The sequence below is a fragment of the Streptomyces sp. NPDC093089 genome (assembly GCF_044754405.1).
Lineage (GTDB): Bacteria > Actinomycetota > Actinomycetes > Streptomycetales > Streptomycetaceae > Streptomyces.
Map to the genome: position 1 here is coordinate 93,099 of NZ_JBIVPA010000005.1, position 19,992 is coordinate 113,090.

Consider the following 19,992-nt stretch of genomic DNA (forward strand, 5'->3'; position numbering starts at 1 on the left):
CGCCCCCGTCCGGAAACACTTCCGAACGGGGGCGCCGCAGGTGAGGCTCGTTACGTTGCGCCTCGGGGAGGGCCTGCGACCGCGGCTCAGAGGCCGAGGTCGACCTCGAACTCGCCGGCCTCCAGGATCGCCTTGACGGCCGTCAGGTAGCGGGCGGCGTCAGCGCCGTCCACCAGACGGTGGTCGTAGGACAGCGCGACGTACGTCATGTCGCGGATCGCGATCGTCTCACCCAGGTCCGGGTGGTTGATGACGACCGGACGGCGCACGGTGGCGCCGATGCCCAGGATGGCGACCTGGTTCGGGGGCACGATGATCGTGTCGAACAGCGCGCCGCGCGAACCGGTGTTGGAGATGGTGAAGGTCGCACCGGCCAGGTCGTCCGGCGTGATCTTGCTGGCGCGCACGGCGCCGGCCAGCTCCGCGGTCTTCTTCGAGATGCCGGCGATGTTGAGGTCGCCCGCACCCTTGATGACCGGGGTCATCAGACCCTTCTCGGAGTCCACCGCGATACCGATGTTCTCGGTGTCGAAGTAGGTGATCGTGCCCTCGTCCTCGTTGATCCGGGCGTTGATGACCGGGAAGGCCTTCAGCGCCTGGGCCGCCGCCTTCACGAAGAACGGCATCGGGGAGAGCTTGACGCCCTCACGGGCGGCGAAGGCGTCCTTGGCGCGGGCGCGCAGCTTCATCAGCTTGGTGATGTCGACCTCGACGACCGAGGTCAGCTGGGCCTGGCCGTGCAGCGCCTTCATCATGTTGTCGCCGATGACCTTGCGCATGCGGGTCATCTTGACGGTCTGACCGCGCAGCGGGGAGACCTCGAGGGCCGGGGCCTTCGACGCGGCGGCCGGAGCGGCGGCGACGGGGGCCGGGGCGGCCTTCTTGGCCTCGGCGGCCGCGAGGACGTCCTGCTTGCGGATGCGACCGCCGACGCCCGAACCCTTGACGGCCGCCAGGTCGACACCGTTCTCGGTGGCGAGCTTGCGGACCAGCGGGGTCACGTACGCGCCGTCCTCGGCCGGAGCCGGGGCGGGGGTCGCCGGGACCGGGGTCACGACGGCCGGGGCGATCGACGGGGCGGCGGCGACCGGGGCCGGAGCGGCGACCGGGGCGGCGGGCGCGACCGGGGCCGGGGCGGCGACCGGGGCGGCCGGAGCCGGGGCGGCGACCGGAGCGGCCGGAGCGGCCGGAGCCGGAGCCGCGGCGGGCGCGGCCGGAGCCGGAGCGGCGGCCGGAGCCGGAGCGGCGGCCGGGGCCGGAGCGGCACCCGCGGCACCGATGACGGCCAGCTTGGCGCCGACCTCGGCGGACTCGTCCTCGGCGACGACGATCTCCAGGAGGACACCCGAGACGGGGGCCGGGATCTCGGTGTCGACCTTGTCCGTGGAGACCTCGAGCAGCGGCTCGTCGGCCTCGACGGTCTCGCCGACCGACTTCAGCCAGCGGGTCACGGTGCCCTCGGTGACGGACTCGCCCAGCGCGGGCAGCACGACGTCGGTGCCGGAGGCGGCACCGGCCGGAGCCGCGGCCGGGGCCTCGGCGACCGGCGCCGGGGCGGCGGGGGCCTCGGCCACGGGGGCCGGGGCGGCGGCCGGGGCCGGAGCGGCCTCGGCGGCCGGGGCGGCGGCGGCCGGGGCGGGGGCGCCGGTGCCGTCGTCGATGATGGCCAGCTCGGCGCCGACCTCGACCGTCTCGTCCTCGGCGACCTTGATGGAGGCCAGGATGCCCGAGGCGGGGGCGGGGATCTCGGTGTCGACCTTGTCGGTCGAGACCTCGAGCAGCGGCTCGTCGGCCTCGACACGCTCACCCTCGGCCTTGAGCCAGCGGGTGACGGTGCCCTCGGTGACGCTCTCGCCGAGCGCCGGCAGGGTTACGGAAACCGACATGGTTTCAGTTGCTCCTAACGAATTGCGGAAAGTGGTCGTCGCGCCCTGTGATGACGTGAGCGTCAGTCGTGGGAGTGCAGCGGCTTGCCCGCCAGGGCCAGGTGGGCCTCGCCGAGCGCCTCGTTCTGCGTCGGGTGGGCGTGGATGAGCTGCGCGACCTCGGCCGGCAGCGCCTCCCAGTTGTAGATCAGCTGTGCTTCGCCGACCTGCTCGCCCATGCGGTCACCGACCATGTGGACGCCGACCACGGCACCGTCCTTGACCTGGACGAGCTTGATCTCGCCCGCGGTCTTGAGGATCTTGCTCTTGCCGTTGCCCGCGAGGTTGTACTTCAGGGCGACGACCTTGTCCGCGCCGTAGATCTCCTTGGCCTTGGCCTCGGTGATGCCGACGGAGGCGACCTCGGGGTGGCAGTACGTCACCCGGGGCACGCCGTCGTAGTCGATCGGGACGGCCTTCAGGCCGGCCAGGCGCTCCGCGACGAGGATGCCCTCGGCGAAGCCGACGTGCGCGAGCTGGAGCGTCGGGACGAGGTCGCCCACGGCCGAGATCGTCGGCACGTTGGTGCGCATGTACTCGTCGACCAGGACGTAGCCGCGGTCCATCGCGACGCCCTGCTCCTCGTAACCGAGACCGGCGGAGACCGGGCCGCGGCCGATGGCGACCAGCAGCACCTCGGCCTCGAAGGTCTTGCCGTCGGCCAGGGTGACCTTGACGCCGCTGTCGGTGTACTCGGCGGACTGGAAGAAGGTGCCGAGGTTGAACTTGATGCCGCGCTTGCGGAACGCGCGCTCAAGAAGCTTCGAGCTGTTCTCGTCCTCGACCGGGACGAGGTGCTTCAGGCCCTCGATCACCGTCACGTCGGTGCCGAAGGACTTCCACGCCGAGGCGAACTCGACGCCGATGACGCCGCCGCCCAGGATGATCGCGGACTCCGGGACCCGGTCCAGGGTCAGCGCGTGGTCCGAGGAGATGATCCGGTTGCCGTCGATCTCCAGACCGGGGAGCGACTTCGGCACGGAGCCGGTGGCCAGCAGGACGTGCCGGCCCTCGACGCGACGGCCGTCCACGTCGACGGAGGTCGGGGAGGACAGGCGGCCCGTGCCCTCGATGTAGGTCACCTTGCGGGAGGCGACGAGACCCTGCAGACCCTTGTACAGGCCCGAGATCACGTCGTCCTTGTACTTGTGCACGCCCTTGATGTCGATGCCCTCGAAAGAGGCCTTGACACCGAACTGCTCCGCCTCGCGCGCCTGGTCGGCGACCTCGCCGGCGTGGAGCAGGGCCTTCGTCGGGATGCAGCCGTTGTGCAGGCAGGTGCCGCCGAGCTTGTTCTTCTCGATCAGTGCGACGTCCAGGCCCAGCTGCGCTCCGCGCAGCGCCGCGGCGTAACCGCCGCTACCGCCGCCGAGGATCACTAGGTCGAAAACGGTGCTGGCGTCGTTCGCCACGTCACGTCCTCCATGCATGTGCGCTCGTCGCCGGTCTTCGATGACCGGGCGGCGGCTGGTGTTCGGCCGCTTTATTTCGGCCCTGTGGTGGGGGCCCTGTCCTGCCGAGAACCCATCTTCGCACTTGTTGACGGACGGCGGGACGCGGGGCCGTGCTCTGAGACGGCCGATCGTCCGTACGGCGGGGTCGGCGCGGCGTACGAACCTACGGATTTCGTCGCGAGCGAACAATAGGCGAACAGGTACGGCCCCGGGCGCGCAGCCCGGGGCCGTACCTGTCACGGGTGAGCTCAGAGCTCGCCGGCCGCCGTGCGCTCGGCCAGCTTCACCAGGGTGCGGACCGAGGAGCCGGTGCCGCCCTTGGGGGTGTAGCCGTACGGGGCGCCCTCGTGGAAGGCCGGGCCCGCGATGTCCAGGTGGGCCCAGGTGATGCCCTCGCCCACGAACTCCTGCAGGAACAGGCCGGCGATCAGGCCGCCGCCCATCCGGACGCCCATGTTGGCCATGTCGGCGGTGGGGGAGTCCATCGTCTTGCGCAGGTCCGCGGGGAGGGGCATCGGCCAGGACTGCTCGCCGACCTCCTCGGCGATCTCGTGGATCGCGGTCCGGTAGTCGTCGTCGTTCGCCATGATGCCGAAGGTGCGGTCGCCCAGGGCGAGGACCATCGCGCCGGTCAGGGTCGCCACGTCGACGATCGCGTCCGGGTGCTCCTCGGAGGCCTTCGTCAGCGCGTCGGCGAGGACGAGCCGGCCCTCGGCGTCGGTGTTCAGGACCTCGACGGTCTTGCCGCTGTACATGTTCAGCACGTCACCCGGGCGGGTGGCGGAGCCGGACGGCATGTTCTCGGCGAGCGCCAGCCAGCCGGTGACGTTGACCTCGAGGCCGATGCGGGCCGCGGCGACGACGGTGGACAGGACGGCGGCGGCGCCGGCCATGTCGCACTTCATCGTCTCGTTGTGGCCGGCCGGCTTCAGCGAGATGCCGCCCGAGTCGTAGGTGATGCCCTTGCCGACCAGGGCGAGGGTCCGCTCCGCCTTCGGGTGGGTGTAGGCGACGCGGACCAGGCGCGGCGGGTTCACGGAGCCGCTGCCGACGCCGAGGATGCCGCCGTAGCCGCCCTTGGCGAGCGCCTTCTCGTCGAGGACCTGGACCTTGAGGCCGTGCTCCTTGCCGGCGGCCTGGGCGGCGGCGGCGAAGGTGGCCGGGGTCAGCGCGTTGGGCGGCATGTTGACCAGGTCGCGGGCGCGGTTCATCTCCTCGGCGACGGCCAGGGCGCGCTCCGCGGCGGCCTTGTAGGCCTTGTCGCGGGGCTTGGCGCCGAGCAGGGCGACCTCGGCCAGCGGCTTCTTCGCGTCGGTGGTGTCCTGGAACGCGGTGTAGGAGTACGCGCCGAGCAGCGCGCCCTCGGCGACGGCGGCGGCGTCGTCTGCGGTGGCGATCGGCAGGGCGAACGCGGCCTTCTTCACGCCGGTCAGGCCGCGGGCGGCGGTACCCGCGGCGCGGCGCAGGACCTCCGAGCCGTACGACTCGCCGTCCTCGGGGGCGGTGCCGAGGCCGACGGCCACGACGACCGGGGCCTTCACGCCGGCGGGGGCGGGGAGCTTCGTCGCCTCACCCTCGGCACCCGAGGCGCCCAGGGTCTCCAGGACGGCGGCGAGCCGGCCGTCGAAGGCCTTGTCGACGGCCTCGGCGCCCGGGGCGACGACGAGCGTCTTGCCGGACTTCGCGACGCCGATGACGAGGGCGTCGGCACGCAGCGTCGCCGCGCCGGCGGTGCTGAGAGTGAGAGCAGTCACGGTGGTGAAATCTCGCTTTCGTTCGGTTCGGGGTGGTCGAGGGATGGGCCGACCGTGCCCGCCTCATCGTATTTCGGCCCGAAGAGGGCCGAGAACGAGCCTACGCTCGCTCGCCCGGTTCGCTCACGGCGGCGTTGGTTCACTCATCCGTGGTGTCTCTTTCATGTTTACCTTCCAGGCCCGGAGAGCTGCTCCACACTCGCCTCATTCCCGCAAGGACGACTCTCTCGCCTTTGCACCATCTGCATCATCTCCACAGGTCCCCCCGATCCCACGACGGCCCGGGCTGACCTGTTCGAGGGGGGACACACCCGATGGACTCCGGCCGAATCCGTATGCCCAGAACCGCGCCCCGCGCCGCGCACGGCGCCCGCCCCGCACCCCGTACCGGCGCTCCCCGCGGCGCCCGGCTCGCGGTCCTCGCGGCCGCCGCGCTGCTCGCCACCGTCGTGCCGTCCGCGCAGGCGGTCGCCGCACCCGTGCCCCGGATCGACCTCACCGTCCTCGTCGTCGACGACGGCGGCAGCGCGGTCGAGGCGATCACCGCCGAGCTCAAGGGCTCCGGCGTCCCGTACCGCACGATCGACCTCGACGACCCGAACCGGCCGGTCCTCGACGCGGCCTTCCTCAGCGACACGGTCGACGGCCGCCCCCGCGCCAAGTACCAGGGCGTGGTCCTGCCCCACGAGAGCGCCTTCGGCCCCGGCTCCGCCGAGCACACCGCCCTCCAGACGTACGAGCGGACCTTCGGGATCCCGCAGGTCGACGCCTACACCTGGTCGCACCCCGGCGTCGGCCTCGACTACACCGACCAGGGCGGCTGGTCCGGCGTCCTCGACGGCACCACGGCCGGCGTCACCACCGCCGGCCGGGCCGGCCCCTTCCGCTACCTCACCGGATCGCTCACCTTCGAGGACAACGACCCCGCGATCAGCGAGAGTTACGGCTACGCGGGCCGCCCTCGGGCCGGCTACACCAGCTACGTCGACATCCCCGTCACCGGCGGCGGCCGGGCCAGCCTCGTCGGCGAGTACGCCGCCGACGGACGCCGCGAGCTCGTCGTCACCTTCGCCTACAACCAGTACCAGCGGCAGTTCCGGGCCCTCGCCCGCGGCATCGTCGAATGGCTCACCCAGGGCGTCCACCTCGGACAGAGCCGCAACTACCTCTCCGTCCACGTCGACGACGTCTTCGCCCCCGACGCCCGCTGGGACACCGCCCTCAACTGCACCCCCGGCGACTTCGACTGCGTCGGCGACGAGGGCGAGGGCGTCAACCCGATCCGCATGACGGTCGCCGACGCGCAGTACGCCGCCGCCTGGCAGAAGTCCTCCGGCTTCACCCTCGACATGGTCTACAACGGCGGCCAGGGCGAGCAGTGGAAGACCGAACACGGCGGCACCGACCCGCTCACCGACCGGCTGGTGGCCGACCGCGCCCAGTACCGGTGGATCAATCACACCTACACCCACCCCTTCCTCGGATGCGTCCAGGACAACACCGTCGTCCCCTGGCAGTGCGCGAAGGACACCGCCGGGAACACCCTCTGGGTCAGCCGCTCCGAACTCTCCGCACAGATCCGCAACAACCACAACTGGGCCGTCGGCAAGGGCATCTCCGTCGACCGCGGCGAACTCGTCACCGGCGAGCACTCCGGTCTGAAGACCCTGCCCCAGCAGCCCGTCGACAACCCCCACCTCGCCGGCGCCCTCGCGGACAACGGCGTCAAGTGGATCGGCAGCGACAACTCCCGCGAACCGCAGCAGCGCGCGGTCGGCACCGGCTCCGGCGCCGCGCGGACCGTGCCCCGCCACCCCATGAACGTGTACTACAACGTGGGCACGGCCGCAGAGATGGCCGACGAGTACAACTGGGTCTACACCTCCCGCGCCGACGGCGGCAGCGGCATCTGCGAGTCCAACCCGGCCTCCACCTGCCTGCCCGCCCCCCTCGACACCGCCACCGGCTACGCCGAGCGGATCGTCCCGCAGGAGGCCCGCACCGCGCTCTCCCACGTGATGAACAACGACCCCCGCCCGCACTACGTGCACCAGTCCAACCTCGCCGAGGAACGACTCCTCTACCCGGTCCTCGACCGGGTACTCGCCGACTACCGGGGCCTGTTCGCGCCCAACGCGCCGCTGGTCAACCCGGCCCAGCGGGACGTCGGCACCGAACTGGGCCGCCGCACCGCCTGGGACCAGGCCCTCGCCGCCGGCAAGGTCACCGCCTACCGCATCGGCACCACGGTCACCGTCAAGGCCCCCTCCGGCGTCACCGCGCCCGTCACCGCCCCCGAGGGCACCCGCAAGCGGCTCCTCCTCGGCACCGCCGCCTTCGGCACGCCCTACGCCGGCAGCCGCTCCGCCTGGACCACGCCCGAACCGCTCCAGAGCACCGTCACACTCACGCTCCCGACCGCCTGACCAGCACGTTCTGGGGGGAACGCACATGCCGAGCCGTGGCCGCCACGTCACCATGCTCACCGAAGGCACCTACCCGCACGTCCACGGAGGCGTCAGCACCTGGTGCGACCAGCTCGTCCGCGGCATGCCCGAGGTCGACTTCGAGATCCTCGCCCTCACCGGCAGCGGTCGCGAACCCGTCACCTGGGAGTTGCCGGCCAACGTCACCCGGCACACCGCGTACCCCCTCTGGGGGCCCCCGCAGGGACCGGCCGCCCCCGGCTTGTTCACCGGAGCGAGCCGGCCCCTGCGGGGGCGCGAACGCCGCCTGTTCCTCGACGCGTACGAAGGGCTCCTGCTCGCCCTCCTCGACCCCGACGCGGGCCGCGACTTCGGCGCGAGCCTCTACGAACTGGCCGCCCTCGCCCGGCAGGGGCGGCTGACCGCCGCGCTCCGCTCCGAGCCGGCCCTCCGCTCCCTCATGTGGATCTGGACCATGCCGCACCTGCCGACGCGCGCGGCCCGGCCCACCGTCCACGACGCACTCACCGCCACCGACCTGCTGGAACACGCCCTGCGGCCGCTCGCCGCCAGGCTGGCCGAGGACAGCGTCGCCCACGCCGTCTCCAGCGGTCTCGCCACCCTGCCCGCGCTCGCCGCGCAGCACTTCGAAGGGGTGCCCTTCCTGCTCACCGAACACGGCATCTACCTCCGCGAGCGCTACCTCGGCTACCGCACCGAAGCACAGCGCTGGCCCGTCAAGGCCCTCATGCTCGGCTTCTACCGCGAGCTCAACACCCTCGGATACGTCAAGGCCGACCTCATCACCCCCTGCAACCAGTACAACCGGCGCTGGGAGGAGCGCGGCGGCGCCCCCGCCGAGCGCATCCGCACCGTCTACAACGGCGTCGACCCCGCCCTCTTCCCCGAGGCCGGACCCGAACCCGAGACCCCCACCCTCAGCTGGTGCGGCCGCGTCGACCCCATCAAGGACCTGGAGACCCTGGTCCGGGCGTACGCGATCTGCCGCGCCGAACTGCCCGAACTGCGTCTCCGGTTGTTCGGCCCGGTCCCGGCCGGCAACGAGGACTACCGCACCCGCCTGGAGAAGCTCGCCGCCGAACTCGGCGTCACCGACGGGGTGTCCTTCGAGGGCCGCGTCTCCGACGTGCCCTCCGCCTACGCCGCGGGAAGCGTCGTCATGCTCTCCTCCATCAGCGAGGGCTTCCCCTTCTCCCTCATCGAGGCCATGTCCTGCGGCCGGGCCACCGTCTCCACGGACGTCGGCGGCGTACGGGAGGCCGTCGGAGACACCGGGATCGTCGTCCCGCCCCGCGAACCGGCCGTCATGGCCGCCGCCGTCACCGCACTCCTCCGGGACGGCGCCCGGCGCGCCGAACTCGGCCGCCTGGCGCGGCAGCGCGTCATCGACCGCTTCACCCTCAACCGCTCGGTGGACGGCTTCCGCCAGATCTACCGCGAACTGGCGGGCGCCCGCCCGCCGCGCCCGGCGCCGACCGTCACCCCCGCGCCCCTCCGCCTCAGCATCCCCGCCCCGCGCCGTGCCCCCGCGGCCCTCGTCCCAGGAGGCACTCCGGCATGAGCGGCTCCCTCTGGCTGAAACCCCCGGCGACCACGACCCCGCTCCCCGCGATCCCGCGCCCCCGCCGCTGCGGGAACCCGGCGGCACGCACCGCGCCGCGGCCCGCGGAACGCGCCGCCCACCCGCACCCGCACCCGCCCGCGGCGCCGCCCGCGCCCGACACCCCACCCGCGCCCGCCTCCGACACCGCGCCCGACACCCTGCCCCCGCCCGCCTCCGACACCGCGCCCGCGGACGGGCTCGCCGGGGATCCCCTCGACGAACTCGCCGAGCGGCTCGACGGCTTCGTCGCCGTCGCCGTGCACCCGGACGAGATCGCCGCGATCCTCGAGTCCGACGGCATGACCGACGACCACATCCGGCTCACCTACGGCCGCGCCGACTCCTTCGCACTCGCCGAGGACCTCTACGCGCGCGTGGAGCGGCGCCACCCGGAGCCGACCGCGCGACGGGGCGGCCCCTGGCACTCGGAGCTCGCGGGCTGCCTGCTGCGGGGGCTCGTCTTCGCCCTGCCAGGCCTGGCGTACGTGCTCGCCGCGCCGCTCCTGGCCGGAGAGCAGGGCCGGTCGGGGCTTCCCGCGGGGGCGCTCCCGCTCCTCGCCGGGGCCGTCACCGGCTGGGTGTGGAACCAGGCCCTGTCCCACCGGGCGTACACCTGGCTGGGCCTCGGCGACCGGCCCGCCGCCGCCCGCGCGCTGCTCGTCGGCGCACCGGCGGGCGCGCTCGCCGGGACGGCCGTCGCCCTCGCCGTCGCCGGGCCGGGCGAGACCCCGGCCGCCGTGTTCGCGGCCGGCCAGTCGCTGTACCTCGCCGCCGCGACCGTCCTCCTGGTCCTGGGTCGCGAACGGGCCCTGCTCTGCGCCCTGTCGCCGCTGGCCGGGGCGGTGCCAGCGTTCCGCTGGGACCTGCCCGACCCGCTGCGGGCCGGTCTGCTCCTCGCCTCGCTGGCCGCGTCCGCGGCCTGCGCCGCGCTCGTGCTCCGGCCGGGCGTGCGGCGGGGCGCGCGCGGGCGCGGCGGGCCCCCGCAGGCGGTCTCGCTGCCGTACGGCCTGTTCGGCCTCGGCAGCGGCCTGCTCGTGCTCCGGGCGGGCGCGGACGACACGCTGGTCGGCGGGGCGGGGGCGGTCATCGCGCTCACCCTGTCGATGGGCCCCGCCGAGTGGCTGCTCCACCGGTTCAGGGACGAGAGCCTCGCCCGGCTGCGGACCCTCACGACGGCCCGGGAGTTCCGCCGGGCGGTCACCGGCACCCTCGTCCTCTGCCTCGGCGGCTACCTCACCGTCCTGCTCGCCCTCACCCTCGCCGCCACCCTCGTCTGGCCGGACGCCCCCTGGCCGACGCTCCCGCGCCTGGTCACCCTGCTCCTGATCGGCAGCGTCCTCTGGCTCGGCCTGCTGCTCCAGGCCTTCGGCGCGGTGCTCAGCGCGGCCGCCGTCTGCCTGCTCGCGGCGGCGGCCCAGACCGCGCTGCCGGCCGCCGCGGGACCGGCGGCGGCCGGGGGAGCGGCGGCGCTGCTGGCCGTGCTGAGCTGTGTTCTGCTGGTACGACCGACCGTCCACCGCGTCTAGGGGGGACCGTGACGACCCCTTCGCTCCTGGTGCCGTACTACGAGCACCCGGCCGAGCGCCCCGAGGCCTGGGCGGCCCTCGTCGACGCGGCGCCCTCGCTGTACGGCGTCGTCCTCAACCCGGCGAGCGGCGCCGGTGAGGCGCCCGACCCGGCGTTCGCCGACGCGGCCGGGCGCCTGCGGGCCGCCGGCGTGCGCGTCCTCGGCTACGTGGACACCGCCTACGGCCGCCGCCCGCACGCCGAGGTCGTCGCCGAACTGCTCCGCCACCGCGACTGGTACGGCGCCGCCGGGGCCTTCCTCGACCAGGTCGCGACCGCGCCCGGCGCGCTCGCCCACTACCACCGGATCGCGGTCGCGGCGCGGGCCGCCGGGGCCGCCACGCTCGTCTTCAACCACGGCGCCCACCCCGACCCCGGCTACGAGGCCCAGGCCGACCTCCTCGTCACCTTCGAGGGCCCCTGGGACACGTACCGCACGCTCGACCTCCCGGTCGCCCCGCACTACTGCCACCTCGTCTACGCGGCCCCGTCCGGCGTCCGCCCCGCCACTCCGGTGCACTGCGCCGTCCCCGGCGCCGGCGCCCACCCCTGGGGCACCCTTCCGCACCTCCTGGAGCCCGCCCGATGAGAACCGCCCGCCCGACGCGGCGCCTGCTGCCCCTGCTCGCGGGGCTGCTGCTGCTCGCCACCGCCTGCACGACGGGCCCCGGCCCAGGCCCCGACCCGAAGGCGACGGACGCGGACCGCTGGCGGCCGAAGCCCGGCCTCGCCTGGCAGTGGCAGCTCAGCGGCCGCCTCGACCCGACGGTCGACGTCCCCGTGTACGACATCGACGGCTTCGACCACTCGGCGGCCACCGTCAAGGACCTGCACGCCCGAGGCCGCAAGGTCGTCTGCTACCTCTCCACCGGCGCCTGGGAGGACTTCCGGCCGGACGCGGCGAAGTTCCCCCGGTCGATCCTCGGCAAGGGCAACGGCTGGGACGGCGAGCGCTGGCTCGACATCCGCCGCACCGACCTCCTCGAACCCCTCATGGCCGCGCGCCTCGACATGTGCCGCGACAAGGGGTTCGACGCCGTCGAGCCCGACAACATGGACGGCTACCGCAACACCACCGGCTTCCCCCTGACCGCCGCCGACCAGCTCCGCTACAACCGCCTCATCGCCCGCCTCGCCCACGACCGCGGCCTCTCCGTCGGCCTCAAGAACGACCTCGACCAGATCCCCCAGCTCCTCCCCGACTTCGACTTCGCCGTCAACGAGCAGTGCGCCGAGTACGACGAGTGCGGCCGCCTCGCCCCGTTCGTCGCGGCGGGCAAGGCGGTCTTCCACGTCGAGTACGAGCTGACGACCTCCCAGTTCTGCCCCCAGGCCCGCAAACTCGGCCTCAGCTCGATGCTGAAGCACTACGACCTGGGCGCCTGGCGCAAGCCCTGCTAGGTCCCGCGGCCTCCGGCGCGACGCCTCAGACCGTCGCGGGCCGGGCGGCCACGGCCCAGCAGGTGGCGTGGCCCGCGCCCCGGTCGGTCCACTCCCGCTCGGTCGACCAGGTGTACCAGGAGGCCCCGCGGCCGGTGACCTTCGCACAGGCCCGCTCGGCCCGGTCGTGGGCGGCGTCGTACCCCGGGTAGGTGCCCGGCAGCGCGTGCTGCCCGAGGACCTTCCCGTCGTGGGGGCCGGTGCAGGGCACGCGGGTGACCAGGCGGCTGTGCCGCATGCCGGTGTTGAAGTCCATGCAGGCCCCGGCCGCGATCTCGTAGGTGGGGGTGACGACGTCGGCGCCGTCCAGGATCCGGCCGCCGGGGACGGCGGCGACGGCCGGATCCGGCGCGCCGAAGCCGCTCAGGGTCAGGTCGGCGCGGAGGGTGGTCACCCCGGCGAGCAGGCTGTCCTCGTCGTCGGAGAGCAGCGGAGAGAGGTCGGCTCGGGCGTGGACGATCCGGCCCTCGCGGTCGACGTCCACGGTCACCGGGATCGGCGGGCCGGCGACCGTGTCGTAGAGGGGCGTGGGCACGAACTCCTGGCGCAGGTCCAGCGGGAAGAGGTCGAGGGCCTCGCCGATCGGGAAGTCCGCCCGGTACGACCGGCCGCCGTCGGCGCCGGGCACCTGCGCGGCCGGCCGTACGCCGCCCAGCACCTCCAGGAGCGTGCCGCCGATCGCGCCCTCGGTGCCCCGCAGGTGGCTGATCGAGTCGACGCCCCACAGAGGCCTGATGTCGCCCGCGTACCGCAGCCAGTATCCGGCGGAGTCCGCGCGGTAGTGGATGGCCCGGGTGTCCACGGTGTAGCGCCCGGCCGTGGTTCCGGTGCCGCGTCCGGGCAAGGCGCCCAGGACCGTCTCCCGGGCGTCCACGGGGAAGGCCCCGTCGATGGTCCAGCGGCTCGTCGCCTCGCCGCGTGAGCCCGCGAAGTCCAGTCGGCCGGCGAGGTCCTGGACGGCCGTGCTCTTGCCCGTGCCGAAGGTGAGGGTCTGCCGGAAGGCGGCGCCGCCGGTCTTCTGGGTGTGCCGGAGGGCGAGGTTGACCTGCCGGGCGACCGGCTCGGAGAACACCGGGTGGGCCGGGGCGGCCGGGGTCGCGGTGTCGTCGCCGCCGCAGGCGGTGAGGGAGAGGACCGCGGCGGCGAGCAGGGCGGAGGCGCGGACGGCGTGTCTGATCACGCCTTCAAGACCCGGCGGCGGAGCGGAGGGTTGCCCCCCGGAGGGTCACGGAACGATCACCCGAGGGTCAGCGCCACCAGGGCCGTCGTCGCCGCGGTCTCCTCGACGGCGCCGAAGACGTCGCCCGTGACCCCGCCGAACCGGCGGACGCAGCGGCGGAGGAGGAGCGCGGCCGCGCCGAGGGCGGCGCCGGCGGCGAGGACGTTGCGGACGGCGTCGTACGGGGAGGAGAGGAGGCCCGCGGCCGCGCAGGCGACCAGGACGACGGCGGTGGAGAAGGTCGAGGAGCGGACCGGGACGGTCTGCGCGACGATCGCGCCGAGGCCCTCGGGCCGGGCGGGCGGGACGCCGTGGCGGGAGGCGTGGGTGAGGGCGAGGCGGGCGACGGTGGCGGCGAGCGTGATGGCGACGGTGCCGTGCGCCCAGCTCTGCTCGTACAGCCGGAACAGTGCGGCGACCTGGGCGAGGAGGACGAGGACGAGCGCGATGACGCCGAACGGTCCGATGTCCGACTGCTTCATGATGCGCAGCGCGTCCTCGGCCGGCTTGGCGCTGCCGAGGCCGTCGGCCGTGTCGGCGAGGCCGTCGAGGTGGAGGCCGCGGGTGAGCACGGCGGGAACGGCGGTGGCGGCGACGGCCGAGAGCAGCGGGCCGGCCCCGAGCAGCAGGAGCGTCCCGCCGAGCGCGGCGGCGGAGAGTCCCACGACCAGTCCGGCCACGGGGGCGCAGAGCATGCCGGCGCGCGCCGCGTCCCGGTCCCAGCGGGTGATGCGGGCGGGGAACACCGTGAGGGTGCCGAAGGCGAAACGCAGGCCGTCCATCCGGGCAGGGTAATCGCCGCCCCCGGACGGTAGATTGCGCATATCGCGCATATCGGAACGGGGTGGCATGGGTCACTGGTTCTCCCGCAACATCGTCGAGCCGGGCAAGCTCCCGATGCTGCTCGCTCTGACCTCCTTCGTCCTGACATTCCTGGTCACCCGCACCGTCACCCGGCTCATCCGGGCGGGGAAGGGGCCTTTCCGGAACGTCTCCTCAGGAGGGCTCCACATCCATCACGTCGTGCCCGGCGTCGTCCTCACCGTCGTCGGCGGATTCGGCGCGGTGGCCAGCGATCGGCACGGCGTGGGCGCGTGCGTCTTCGCCGTCGTCTTCGGGGTCGGCGCGGGGCTCGTCCTCGACGAGTTCGCGCTGATCCTCCACCTCGACGACGTGTACTGGACGGACGAGGGCCGCAAGAGCGTCGAGGTGGTCGTCCTCACCGCGGCGCTGGTGGGGCTCACGCTCAGCGGCTTCTCACCGCTCGGCGTCGACGACATGACGGCGGACGAGCGCCAGAACCGGGGCACGTTCCTCCTCACCCTGGCGGTGAACTTCCTCTTCGTCCTCGTCGCCCTGCTGAAGGGGAAGTTCCGGATGGCCGTGCTCGGCGCCCTGATCCCGTTCGTGGCGATCGTCGGCGCCGTCCGCCTCGCCCGCCCCGGCTCCTGGTGGTTCCGGCGCTTCTACGGCCGCCGCCACCGGGCCAGGGCCCGCTGCGCGATCCGCGCCTACCACCACGACAAGCGCTGGAACAAGGTGCGGCGCCGCGTTCAGGACGTGATCGGCGGCTTCCAGGAGCGCGCGCCGGGGCGGGACGCGCCCCCGTCCTGACGCCGCTCGCGCCAGGCCTGGACGCCGATCAGGACGAGGACGGCGAAGATCGCCGCGAGGTGCTCCTTGCCGGCCAGGTTCGGCTTGATCACCACCTCGATCACCATCGCCACCACGACGAGACCGCCCGTCCACCGGGCCCCGTACCGCCAGCAGGCGTAGACGGCGAGGCCCACGACGGCCGCCGACGGGCCGGTGTCGACGACCTGCGCGTCGCCGGCGGGCAGCCCGAGGGGGCTGTCGGGGCCGAGGGCGATGCCCACGCGCGCGTAGAGGGTGCCGCCCAGGGTCGCCAGGTAGGCGACGGCGAGCGTCCGCCACCGCCCGAGGCAGATCTCGGCGATCCCGAACACCAGCAGCACCTGGGCGAGGGCGCCCCACACGGGCAGGTCGAGCGCGGGGACGAACAGCGAGAGCGGGGTCCTCAGCAGCGAGAGCCACAAGGGGTCCTCGGCCCGTACGGAACCGATGTTCTGGACCGGCTGGTAGCCCCAGTCCTGGTTCTGCACGACCTGGAACAGGGCGGTGAGGCAGACGGCGGCCAGCGTCATCGGAACCGCCCGCCAGTGCCGGGTGGCGAGCCCGGTCCGCACGGTGGTGAACAGCGGCCCCCACTCGCGGCGGGCGAATCCCTTGAAGCCCCCGCTCAACGGCCGCTCTCCAGATGCCTGCGGTGCATCCACTTCGGCAGGACGGGGGCTTCCAGGAAGCCCTCGGCCCGGCCGGCGGCGAGGCCGATGCGCAGCAGGTCGGCACTCTTCTCGAAGAGCATGAATCGGGGCTCCCAGATGGGTCGGTACTTGGCGTTGGCGCGGTACAGCGACTCGATCTGCCACCAGCGGGAGAAGAAGCTGAGCAGCGAACGCCACATGCGCAGCACGGGTCCCGCCCCGAGCTTCGAGCCACGTTCGAAGACGGAGCGGAACATCGCGAAGTTCAGCGAGACCTGAGTGATCCCGATCTCCTTCGCGCGCTGGAGGAGTTCGATGACCATGAACTCCATCAGTCCGTTCTCGGACTCCCGGTCACGGCGCATCAGGTCGAGCGAGAGGCCCTTCGGGCCCCACGGCACGAAGGACAGCACGGCCCGCAGCTCGCCCTGCTCGTCGGTGCACTCCAGCATCACGCAGCGGCCGTCGCTGGGGTCGCCGAGCCGGCCGAGGGCCATCGAGAAGCCCCGCTCGGTGGCTCCGTCCCGCCAGTCGTCGGCCCTGCGCAGCAGCTCGGCCGTCTCGTCGGCCGGAATGTCCTCGTGGCGCCGGATCCGGACCTCGTAACCGGCCCGCTTGACCCGGTTGTACGCCTGCCGGACCGTCCGCATGGCCCGGCCGTCCAGGGTGAACTCGTCGGTCTCCACGATCGCCTCGTCGCCGAGCTCCAGGGCGTCGAGGCCGTGCCGGGCGTAGATGACCCCGGCCTCCTCGCTCGCGCCCATCACCGCAGGGATCCAGCCGTGCTCGCGGGCCTCGGCCAGCCACGGTTCGATGGCGCCGGGCCAGGCCTCGGGGTCGCCGATCGGGTCGCCGGAGGCGAGGGACACCCCGCCCACCACCCGGTAGGTGACGGCCGCCTTCTCGCTCGGCGACCACACGACGCTCTTCTCGCGGCGCAGCGAGAAGTAGCCGAGCGAGTCCCGGTCGCCGTGCTTGTCGAGGAGGATCCGCAGCCGCTCCTCGTCCTCCTCGGTCAGCGGGTCGGTGGCCCGCCGGGACCGGAAGGCCGCGAAGAGCACGGCGAACAGGAGCAGCGTGGACAGCACGTTGATGGTGACGTCGACCCAGCCGGGGGTGGAGATCCCGGGCAGGCGCGAGTCGTCGGCGGCCAGGGTGATCAGCCGCATCACGCCGTACCGCCAGCGCTCCAGGAAGGTGGAGGGGACCGTGGACGTGTTGGTGACGGTGACCAGGACGGCGGCGAGCAGCGAGGTGACGAGCAGTCCGCCGACGGCGACGGCGGCGGCGAGCAGCGGGTTGGAGCGGTCGCCCTTCGCGTAGAACTCCTTGCGGCCGAGCAGCAGCGCCACGACGAAGGCGGCGGTCAGGCCGAGCGAGATCCAGTTCTGGGCGTGCTGCCGGATCTCGGGGAAGACCATCACGAGCGCGAAGAGCAGCAGGAAGAGGCCGCCGAGCACCATGTTGAGGATCCAGGCGGCCCGTTTGCGGCGCCGCATGGTGATGGCCAGGAAGAGGGTGAAGACCCCGGAGGCGAAGCCCGCCGTGAGCATGTACGGCGTGAAGTAGTTGTCCTCGTTGTGCCGGCGCAGGTCCTGTCCGAAGGAGACCCAGACGGCGCTCAGGAAGTTGATGAACGTGACGACGCGCAGGTACCAGACGGCGAACGCGGCGCTGCGCCGCGATCGGACGGTGGTGCCCCGGGGCGCTGCTTCGGCGGACAAACGGACCTCTCCCATGAAAAGCGATCATATGGGGCGCTGCTTGCCGTGCCGAGACGCCGGAGGCGGCCGCGCGCGTGGCGCGCCGACCGCCTCCGGAGCCCTTCGGTCCGTCCTCCCTCAGTGCTCCCCGTCCGGCGCGGCCGAGGCGGCCGAGGCGTCCGAGGAGTCCGGGGCGGCCGACATGGCCGGATCCGGACGCTCGGGCAGCTCCGCGGCGAGCGCCGCCGCGGCCTGGACGAGGGGAAGCGCGAGCAACGCCCCGGTTCCCTCACCCACATGGACGCCGAGGTCGAGCAGCGGGTTGAGCGCCATCCGGTCCAGCGCCTTCGACTGCGCCGGCTCCCCGCTCACCTGGCCCGCCAGCCACCAGTCCGGCGCCCGGAACGCCGCCCGCTGCGCCACCAGCGCGCAGGCCGCACCCACCACACCGTCCAGGATCACCGGCATCCGCCGCACCGACGCCTGCAGCAGGAAACCGGTCATCGCCGCCAGGTCGGCCCCGCCGACCGCCGCGAGCAGCTCCAGCTGATCGCCGAGCACCGGCCGGGCCCGCCGCAGCGCGTCCCGGATCGCCGCGCACTTGCGCATCCAGGCCAGGTCGTCGATCCCGGCGCCGCCCCGGCCGGTCACCACCGACGCGTCCGTCCCGCACAGCGCCGCGATCAGCGTCGACGCCGGCGTCGACCCGCCGACGCTCAGGTCGCCGAGCACCACCAGATCGGTGCCCGAGTCCGCCTCCTCGTCGGCGATCGCGATGCCGAGCCGGACCGCCGCCTCCGTCTCCTCGACCGTCAGCGCGTTCTCCACGTCGATCCGGCCGCTGCCGCGCCGCACCCGGTGCCGCACCACGTCGGCGGGCAGCAGCTCCGGCTCGCAGTCCAGACCGGCGTCCACGACCCGCACCGGCACGTTCATCGACCGGGCGAGCACGGCGACCGGGCTCGCCCCGTCCAGGACCGCCCGCACCAGCTCGTGCGCGGTGCCCGCCGCACGGCCGGACACGTCGAGCGAGGCCACCCCGTGGTCACCGGCGAACAGCACCACCCTCGGCTGCTCGATCGCCCGCACCTTGACGGTCGCCTGCGCGGCCGCCAGCCACTCGCCCAGCTCGTCCAGGCGCCCCAGCGCTCCGGGCGGCACGACCAGCCGCTCCCGGCGCTCCTCGGCGTCACGCCGGATCCCGCCGTCGGGGCGTTCGATCAGATCGGAGAAGTCGTCCAGGTTCACGGGTTCCGCCTTGTGACAATCAGCCAGGGCCTGTCCGGTGGCCATCGGTGATCGCACCCTACCCGCGCAGCACCAGCGGCTGTCCTGCGACCACCAGGACGACCTGTTCGCACTCGTCGGCGAAGGCCGCGTTCAGTCGGCCCAGTTCGTCCCGGAACCGGCGCCCCGCCGCGGTGCCCGGCACCACGCCCGCACCCACCTCGTTCGTCACCGCCACGACCGTGCGGCCCGTCGCCCGCACCGCCGCCACCAGCTCCGCCGTACGCTCCCGCAGCGCGGCCTGCCCGCCGTCCGCCCACTTCTCGTCGTCCCAGGCACCCACCCGGTCCATGGCGTCCGTCAGCCACAGCGACAGGCAGTCGATCAGCAGCGCGGGCCCGTCCCCGGCGAGCAGCGGTACGAGCTCGCAGGTCTCGGCGGTACGCCAGGAACCCGGCCGCCGCTCCCGGTGCAGGCCCACCCGCTGCGCCCACTCCGCGTCGCCCTCCCGGGACCCGCCCGTCGCCACGTACAGCACCTCGGGGAAGGCCTCCAGGCGCCGCTCTGCCTCCACCGACTTCCCCGACCTGGCCCCGCCGGTCACCAGCGTCCGCCGCGGCACGTCCGGCACCTCGTGGTACTCGCCGACGTACAGCGTCGTCCCGTCCGGCACCGTCCGCGCGCCCGCCGCCGCCAGCCGCCGGTCCAGCTCGGCCCCCGTCGGCGCGTCGTGGTCCAGGTGCACCGCGATCACCTCGGTGGCCGGCCCGACCGCCCCGGTCGCCCGCAGCCGTGCCAGCCCGTCCGGGCGGCCCGTCACATCGCCGATCACCATGTCGTACGGCACCCGGTGGTCATCCGACAGCCCCGCCGGTGCCCCGCCCGGCGGCAGGTACAGCAGCCGCTCGCCGTCCGCCGACGTCACCTCGTACCCCGTCCCGGGGGAGTCCATCGGCACCGCCCGCACCGCGTGCCCGCTGATCAGCGTCAACTCCCGGCCGTCCGGCACCCGGCCCGCCGTCGGCAGCCCCGCCGGCACCTCCACCGCGGGACCGTCGTGCGGATGCGTGAGCAGCACCTGCCGCACACCCACGAGTGAATGCCCCGAACGGGCCGCCGCCAGCGCGGCCCCCGGGGTCAGGTCGAGCAGCAGCGCCCCGTCGATGAGCAGCGCCGTCGCGGCCCGCGCCCGGGTTCCGCGGGAGAGCGCGCACACGGCGCAGGGGCATGCGGGGCGGGGCAGTCCGAGCGGGGCTCCGGTGCCGAGCAGAGTCAGTTCCACCCTCAGATCCTCCCGCGCCGCCGCGAGGCGTGCGCGCCCGGCTACGCTGCGGGCAGGAAACCGATCATCCGGTGAGCGCCAGGAGGC

At 73.7% G+C, this 19,992-nt stretch carries 15 protein-coding genes; 6 read left to right on the plus strand and 9 right to left on the minus strand.

Annotated features, from left to right (window positions below):
• Positions 1-86: 86 nt before the first annotated feature.
• From sucB to ACIQFX_RS13170, 3 genes are all read right to left on the minus strand, one after another.
• Entirely contained in the window at positions 87-1,886 is a 1,800-nt protein-coding gene (gene sucB, locus ACIQFX_RS13160) for a 2-oxoglutarate dehydrogenase, E2 component, dihydrolipoamide succinyltransferase (protein WP_402461822.1), read from the minus strand.
• 62 nt (positions 1,887-1,948) lie between these two features.
• Positions 1,949-3,337, minus strand: coding sequence for a dihydrolipoyl dehydrogenase (lpdA, locus tag ACIQFX_RS13165; RefSeq protein WP_141296013.1), 1,389 nt, complete (start codon positions 3,335-3,337; stop codon positions 1,949-1,951).
• Positions 3,338-3,627: 290 nt separating this feature from the next.
• A complete protein-coding gene (locus tag ACIQFX_RS13170) occupies positions 3,628-5,133 on the minus strand; it encodes a leucyl aminopeptidase (RefSeq protein WP_402461825.1) in 1,506 nt (501 codons plus the stop codon).
• A gap of 314 nt (positions 5,134-5,447) precedes the next feature.
• On the opposite strand from ACIQFX_RS13170, the gene ACIQFX_RS13175 reads away from it, so the two are divergent.
• From ACIQFX_RS13175 to ACIQFX_RS13195, 5 genes are read left to right on the plus strand one after another with little or no spacing between them, the layout of a single operon-like run.
• Complete coding sequence (locus ACIQFX_RS13175; RefSeq protein WP_402461828.1) at positions 5,448-7,559, plus strand: hypothetical protein; 2,112 nt, start codon at positions 5,448-5,450, stop codon at positions 7,557-7,559.
• A 25-nt stretch (positions 7,560-7,584) separates the two neighbouring features.
• Positions 7,585-9,141 (plus strand): GT4 family glycosyltransferase PelF, encoded by a 1,557-nt coding sequence (gene pelF / locus ACIQFX_RS13180; RefSeq protein WP_402461830.1) that lies wholly within the window; start codon positions 7,585-7,587, stop codon positions 9,139-9,141.
• The gene (locus tag ACIQFX_RS13185) at positions 9,138-10,709 is read left to right on the plus strand and encodes a hypothetical protein (RefSeq protein WP_402461833.1); all 1,572 of its coding nucleotides are present in this window, start codon (positions 9,138-9,140) and stop codon (positions 10,707-10,709) included. The genes pelF and ACIQFX_RS13185 overlap by 4 nt, the downstream gene beginning before the upstream one ends.
• Before the next feature lie 8 nt (positions 10,710-10,717).
• A complete protein-coding gene (locus ACIQFX_RS13190) occupies positions 10,718-11,338 on the plus strand; it encodes a spherulation-specific family 4 protein (RefSeq protein ID WP_402461836.1) in 621 nt (206 codons plus the stop codon).
• Entirely contained in the window at positions 11,335-12,150 is an 816-nt protein-coding gene (locus ACIQFX_RS13195) for an endo alpha-1,4 polygalactosaminidase (protein ID WP_402461838.1), read from the plus strand. The genes ACIQFX_RS13190 and ACIQFX_RS13195 overlap by 4 nt, the downstream gene beginning before the upstream one ends.
• 25 nt (positions 12,151-12,175) lie before the next feature.
• Here the strand turns inward: ACIQFX_RS13195 and ACIQFX_RS13200 are convergent, their stop codons facing one another.
• Both ACIQFX_RS13200 and ACIQFX_RS13205 read right to left on the minus strand, forming a co-directional pair.
• A complete protein-coding gene (locus ACIQFX_RS13200) occupies positions 12,176-13,369 on the minus strand; it encodes a hypothetical protein (protein ID WP_402461841.1) in 1,194 nt (397 codons plus the stop codon).
• A 56-nt stretch (positions 13,370-13,425) separates the two neighbouring features.
• Complete coding sequence (locus ACIQFX_RS13205; protein WP_402461843.1) at positions 13,426-14,232, minus strand: adenosylcobinamide-GDP ribazoletransferase; 807 nt, start codon at positions 14,230-14,232, stop codon at positions 13,426-13,428.
• 25 nt (positions 14,233-14,257) lie between these two features.
• On the opposite strand from ACIQFX_RS13205, the gene ACIQFX_RS13210 reads away from it, so the two are divergent.
• Positions 14,258-15,022 carry a hypothetical protein gene (locus ACIQFX_RS13210; protein ID WP_402461846.1) on the plus strand — a complete coding sequence of 255 codons (765 nt, stop codon included), beginning with the start codon at positions 14,258-14,260 and terminating at the stop codon, positions 15,020-15,022.
• Here the strand turns inward: ACIQFX_RS13210 and ACIQFX_RS13215 are convergent.
• The 4 genes from ACIQFX_RS13215 to ACIQFX_RS13230 all read right to left on the minus strand — a co-directional run bounded on the left by ACIQFX_RS13215 (position 14,962) and on the right by ACIQFX_RS13230 (position 19,905).
• Positions 14,962-15,672: a hypothetical protein gene (locus ACIQFX_RS13215; RefSeq protein WP_402461849.1), complete on the minus strand. Its 711-nt coding sequence runs from the start codon at positions 15,670-15,672 to the stop codon at positions 14,962-14,964. The two genes, ACIQFX_RS13210 and ACIQFX_RS13215, sit on opposite strands and share 61 nt — an antisense overlap.
• Entirely contained in the window at positions 15,669-17,432 is a 1,764-nt protein-coding gene (locus tag ACIQFX_RS13220; protein WP_402461852.1) for a phosphatidylglycerol lysyltransferase domain-containing protein, read from the minus strand. The genes ACIQFX_RS13215 and ACIQFX_RS13220 overlap by 4 nt, the downstream gene beginning before the upstream one ends.
• Before the next feature lie 102 nt (positions 17,433-17,534).
• Positions 17,535-18,644: a nicotinate-nucleotide--dimethylbenzimidazole phosphoribosyltransferase gene (gene cobT / locus ACIQFX_RS13225; RefSeq protein WP_402461855.1), complete on the minus strand. Its 1,110-nt coding sequence runs from the start codon at positions 18,642-18,644 to the stop codon at positions 17,535-17,537.
• Positions 18,645-18,702: 58 nt separating this feature from the next.
• Positions 18,703-19,905, minus strand: coding sequence for a bifunctional adenosylcobinamide kinase/adenosylcobinamide-phosphate guanylyltransferase (locus ACIQFX_RS13230; RefSeq protein ID WP_402461857.1), 1,203 nt, complete (start codon positions 19,903-19,905; stop codon positions 18,703-18,705).
• Positions 19,906-19,992: the final 87 nt, after the last annotated feature.

What these genes read in the sequence shown, in the direction of transcription:
- sucB (WP_402461822.1), bottom strand. Translation starts at nt 1,886, where the DNA reads ATGTCGGTTTCCGTAACCCTGCCGGCGCTCGGCGAGAGCGTCACCGAG.
- ACIQFX_RS13175 (WP_402461828.1), top strand. Translation starts at nt 5,448, where the DNA reads ATGGACTCCGGCCGAATCCGTATGCCCAGAACCGCGCCCCGCGCCGCG.
- ACIQFX_RS13220 (WP_402461852.1), bottom strand. Translation starts at nt 17,432, where the DNA reads ATGGGAGAGGTCCGTTTGTCCGCCGAAGCAGCGCCCCGGGGCACCACC.
- ACIQFX_RS13195 (WP_402461838.1), top strand. Translation starts at nt 11,335, where the DNA reads ATGAGAACCGCCCGCCCGACGCGGCGCCTGCTGCCCCTGCTCGCGGGG.
- pelF (WP_402461830.1), top strand. Translation starts at nt 7,585, where the DNA reads ATGCCGAGCCGTGGCCGCCACGTCACCATGCTCACCGAAGGCACCTAC.
- ACIQFX_RS13210 (WP_402461846.1), top strand. Translation starts at nt 14,258, where the DNA reads ATGGGTCACTGGTTCTCCCGCAACATCGTCGAGCCGGGCAAGCTCCCG.
- ACIQFX_RS13185 (WP_402461833.1), top strand. Translation starts at nt 9,138, where the DNA reads ATGAGCGGCTCCCTCTGGCTGAAACCCCCGGCGACCACGACCCCGCTC.
- ACIQFX_RS13205 (WP_402461843.1), bottom strand. Translation starts at nt 14,232, where the DNA reads ATGCGCAATCTACCGTCCGGGGGCGGCGATTACCCTGCCCGGATGGAC.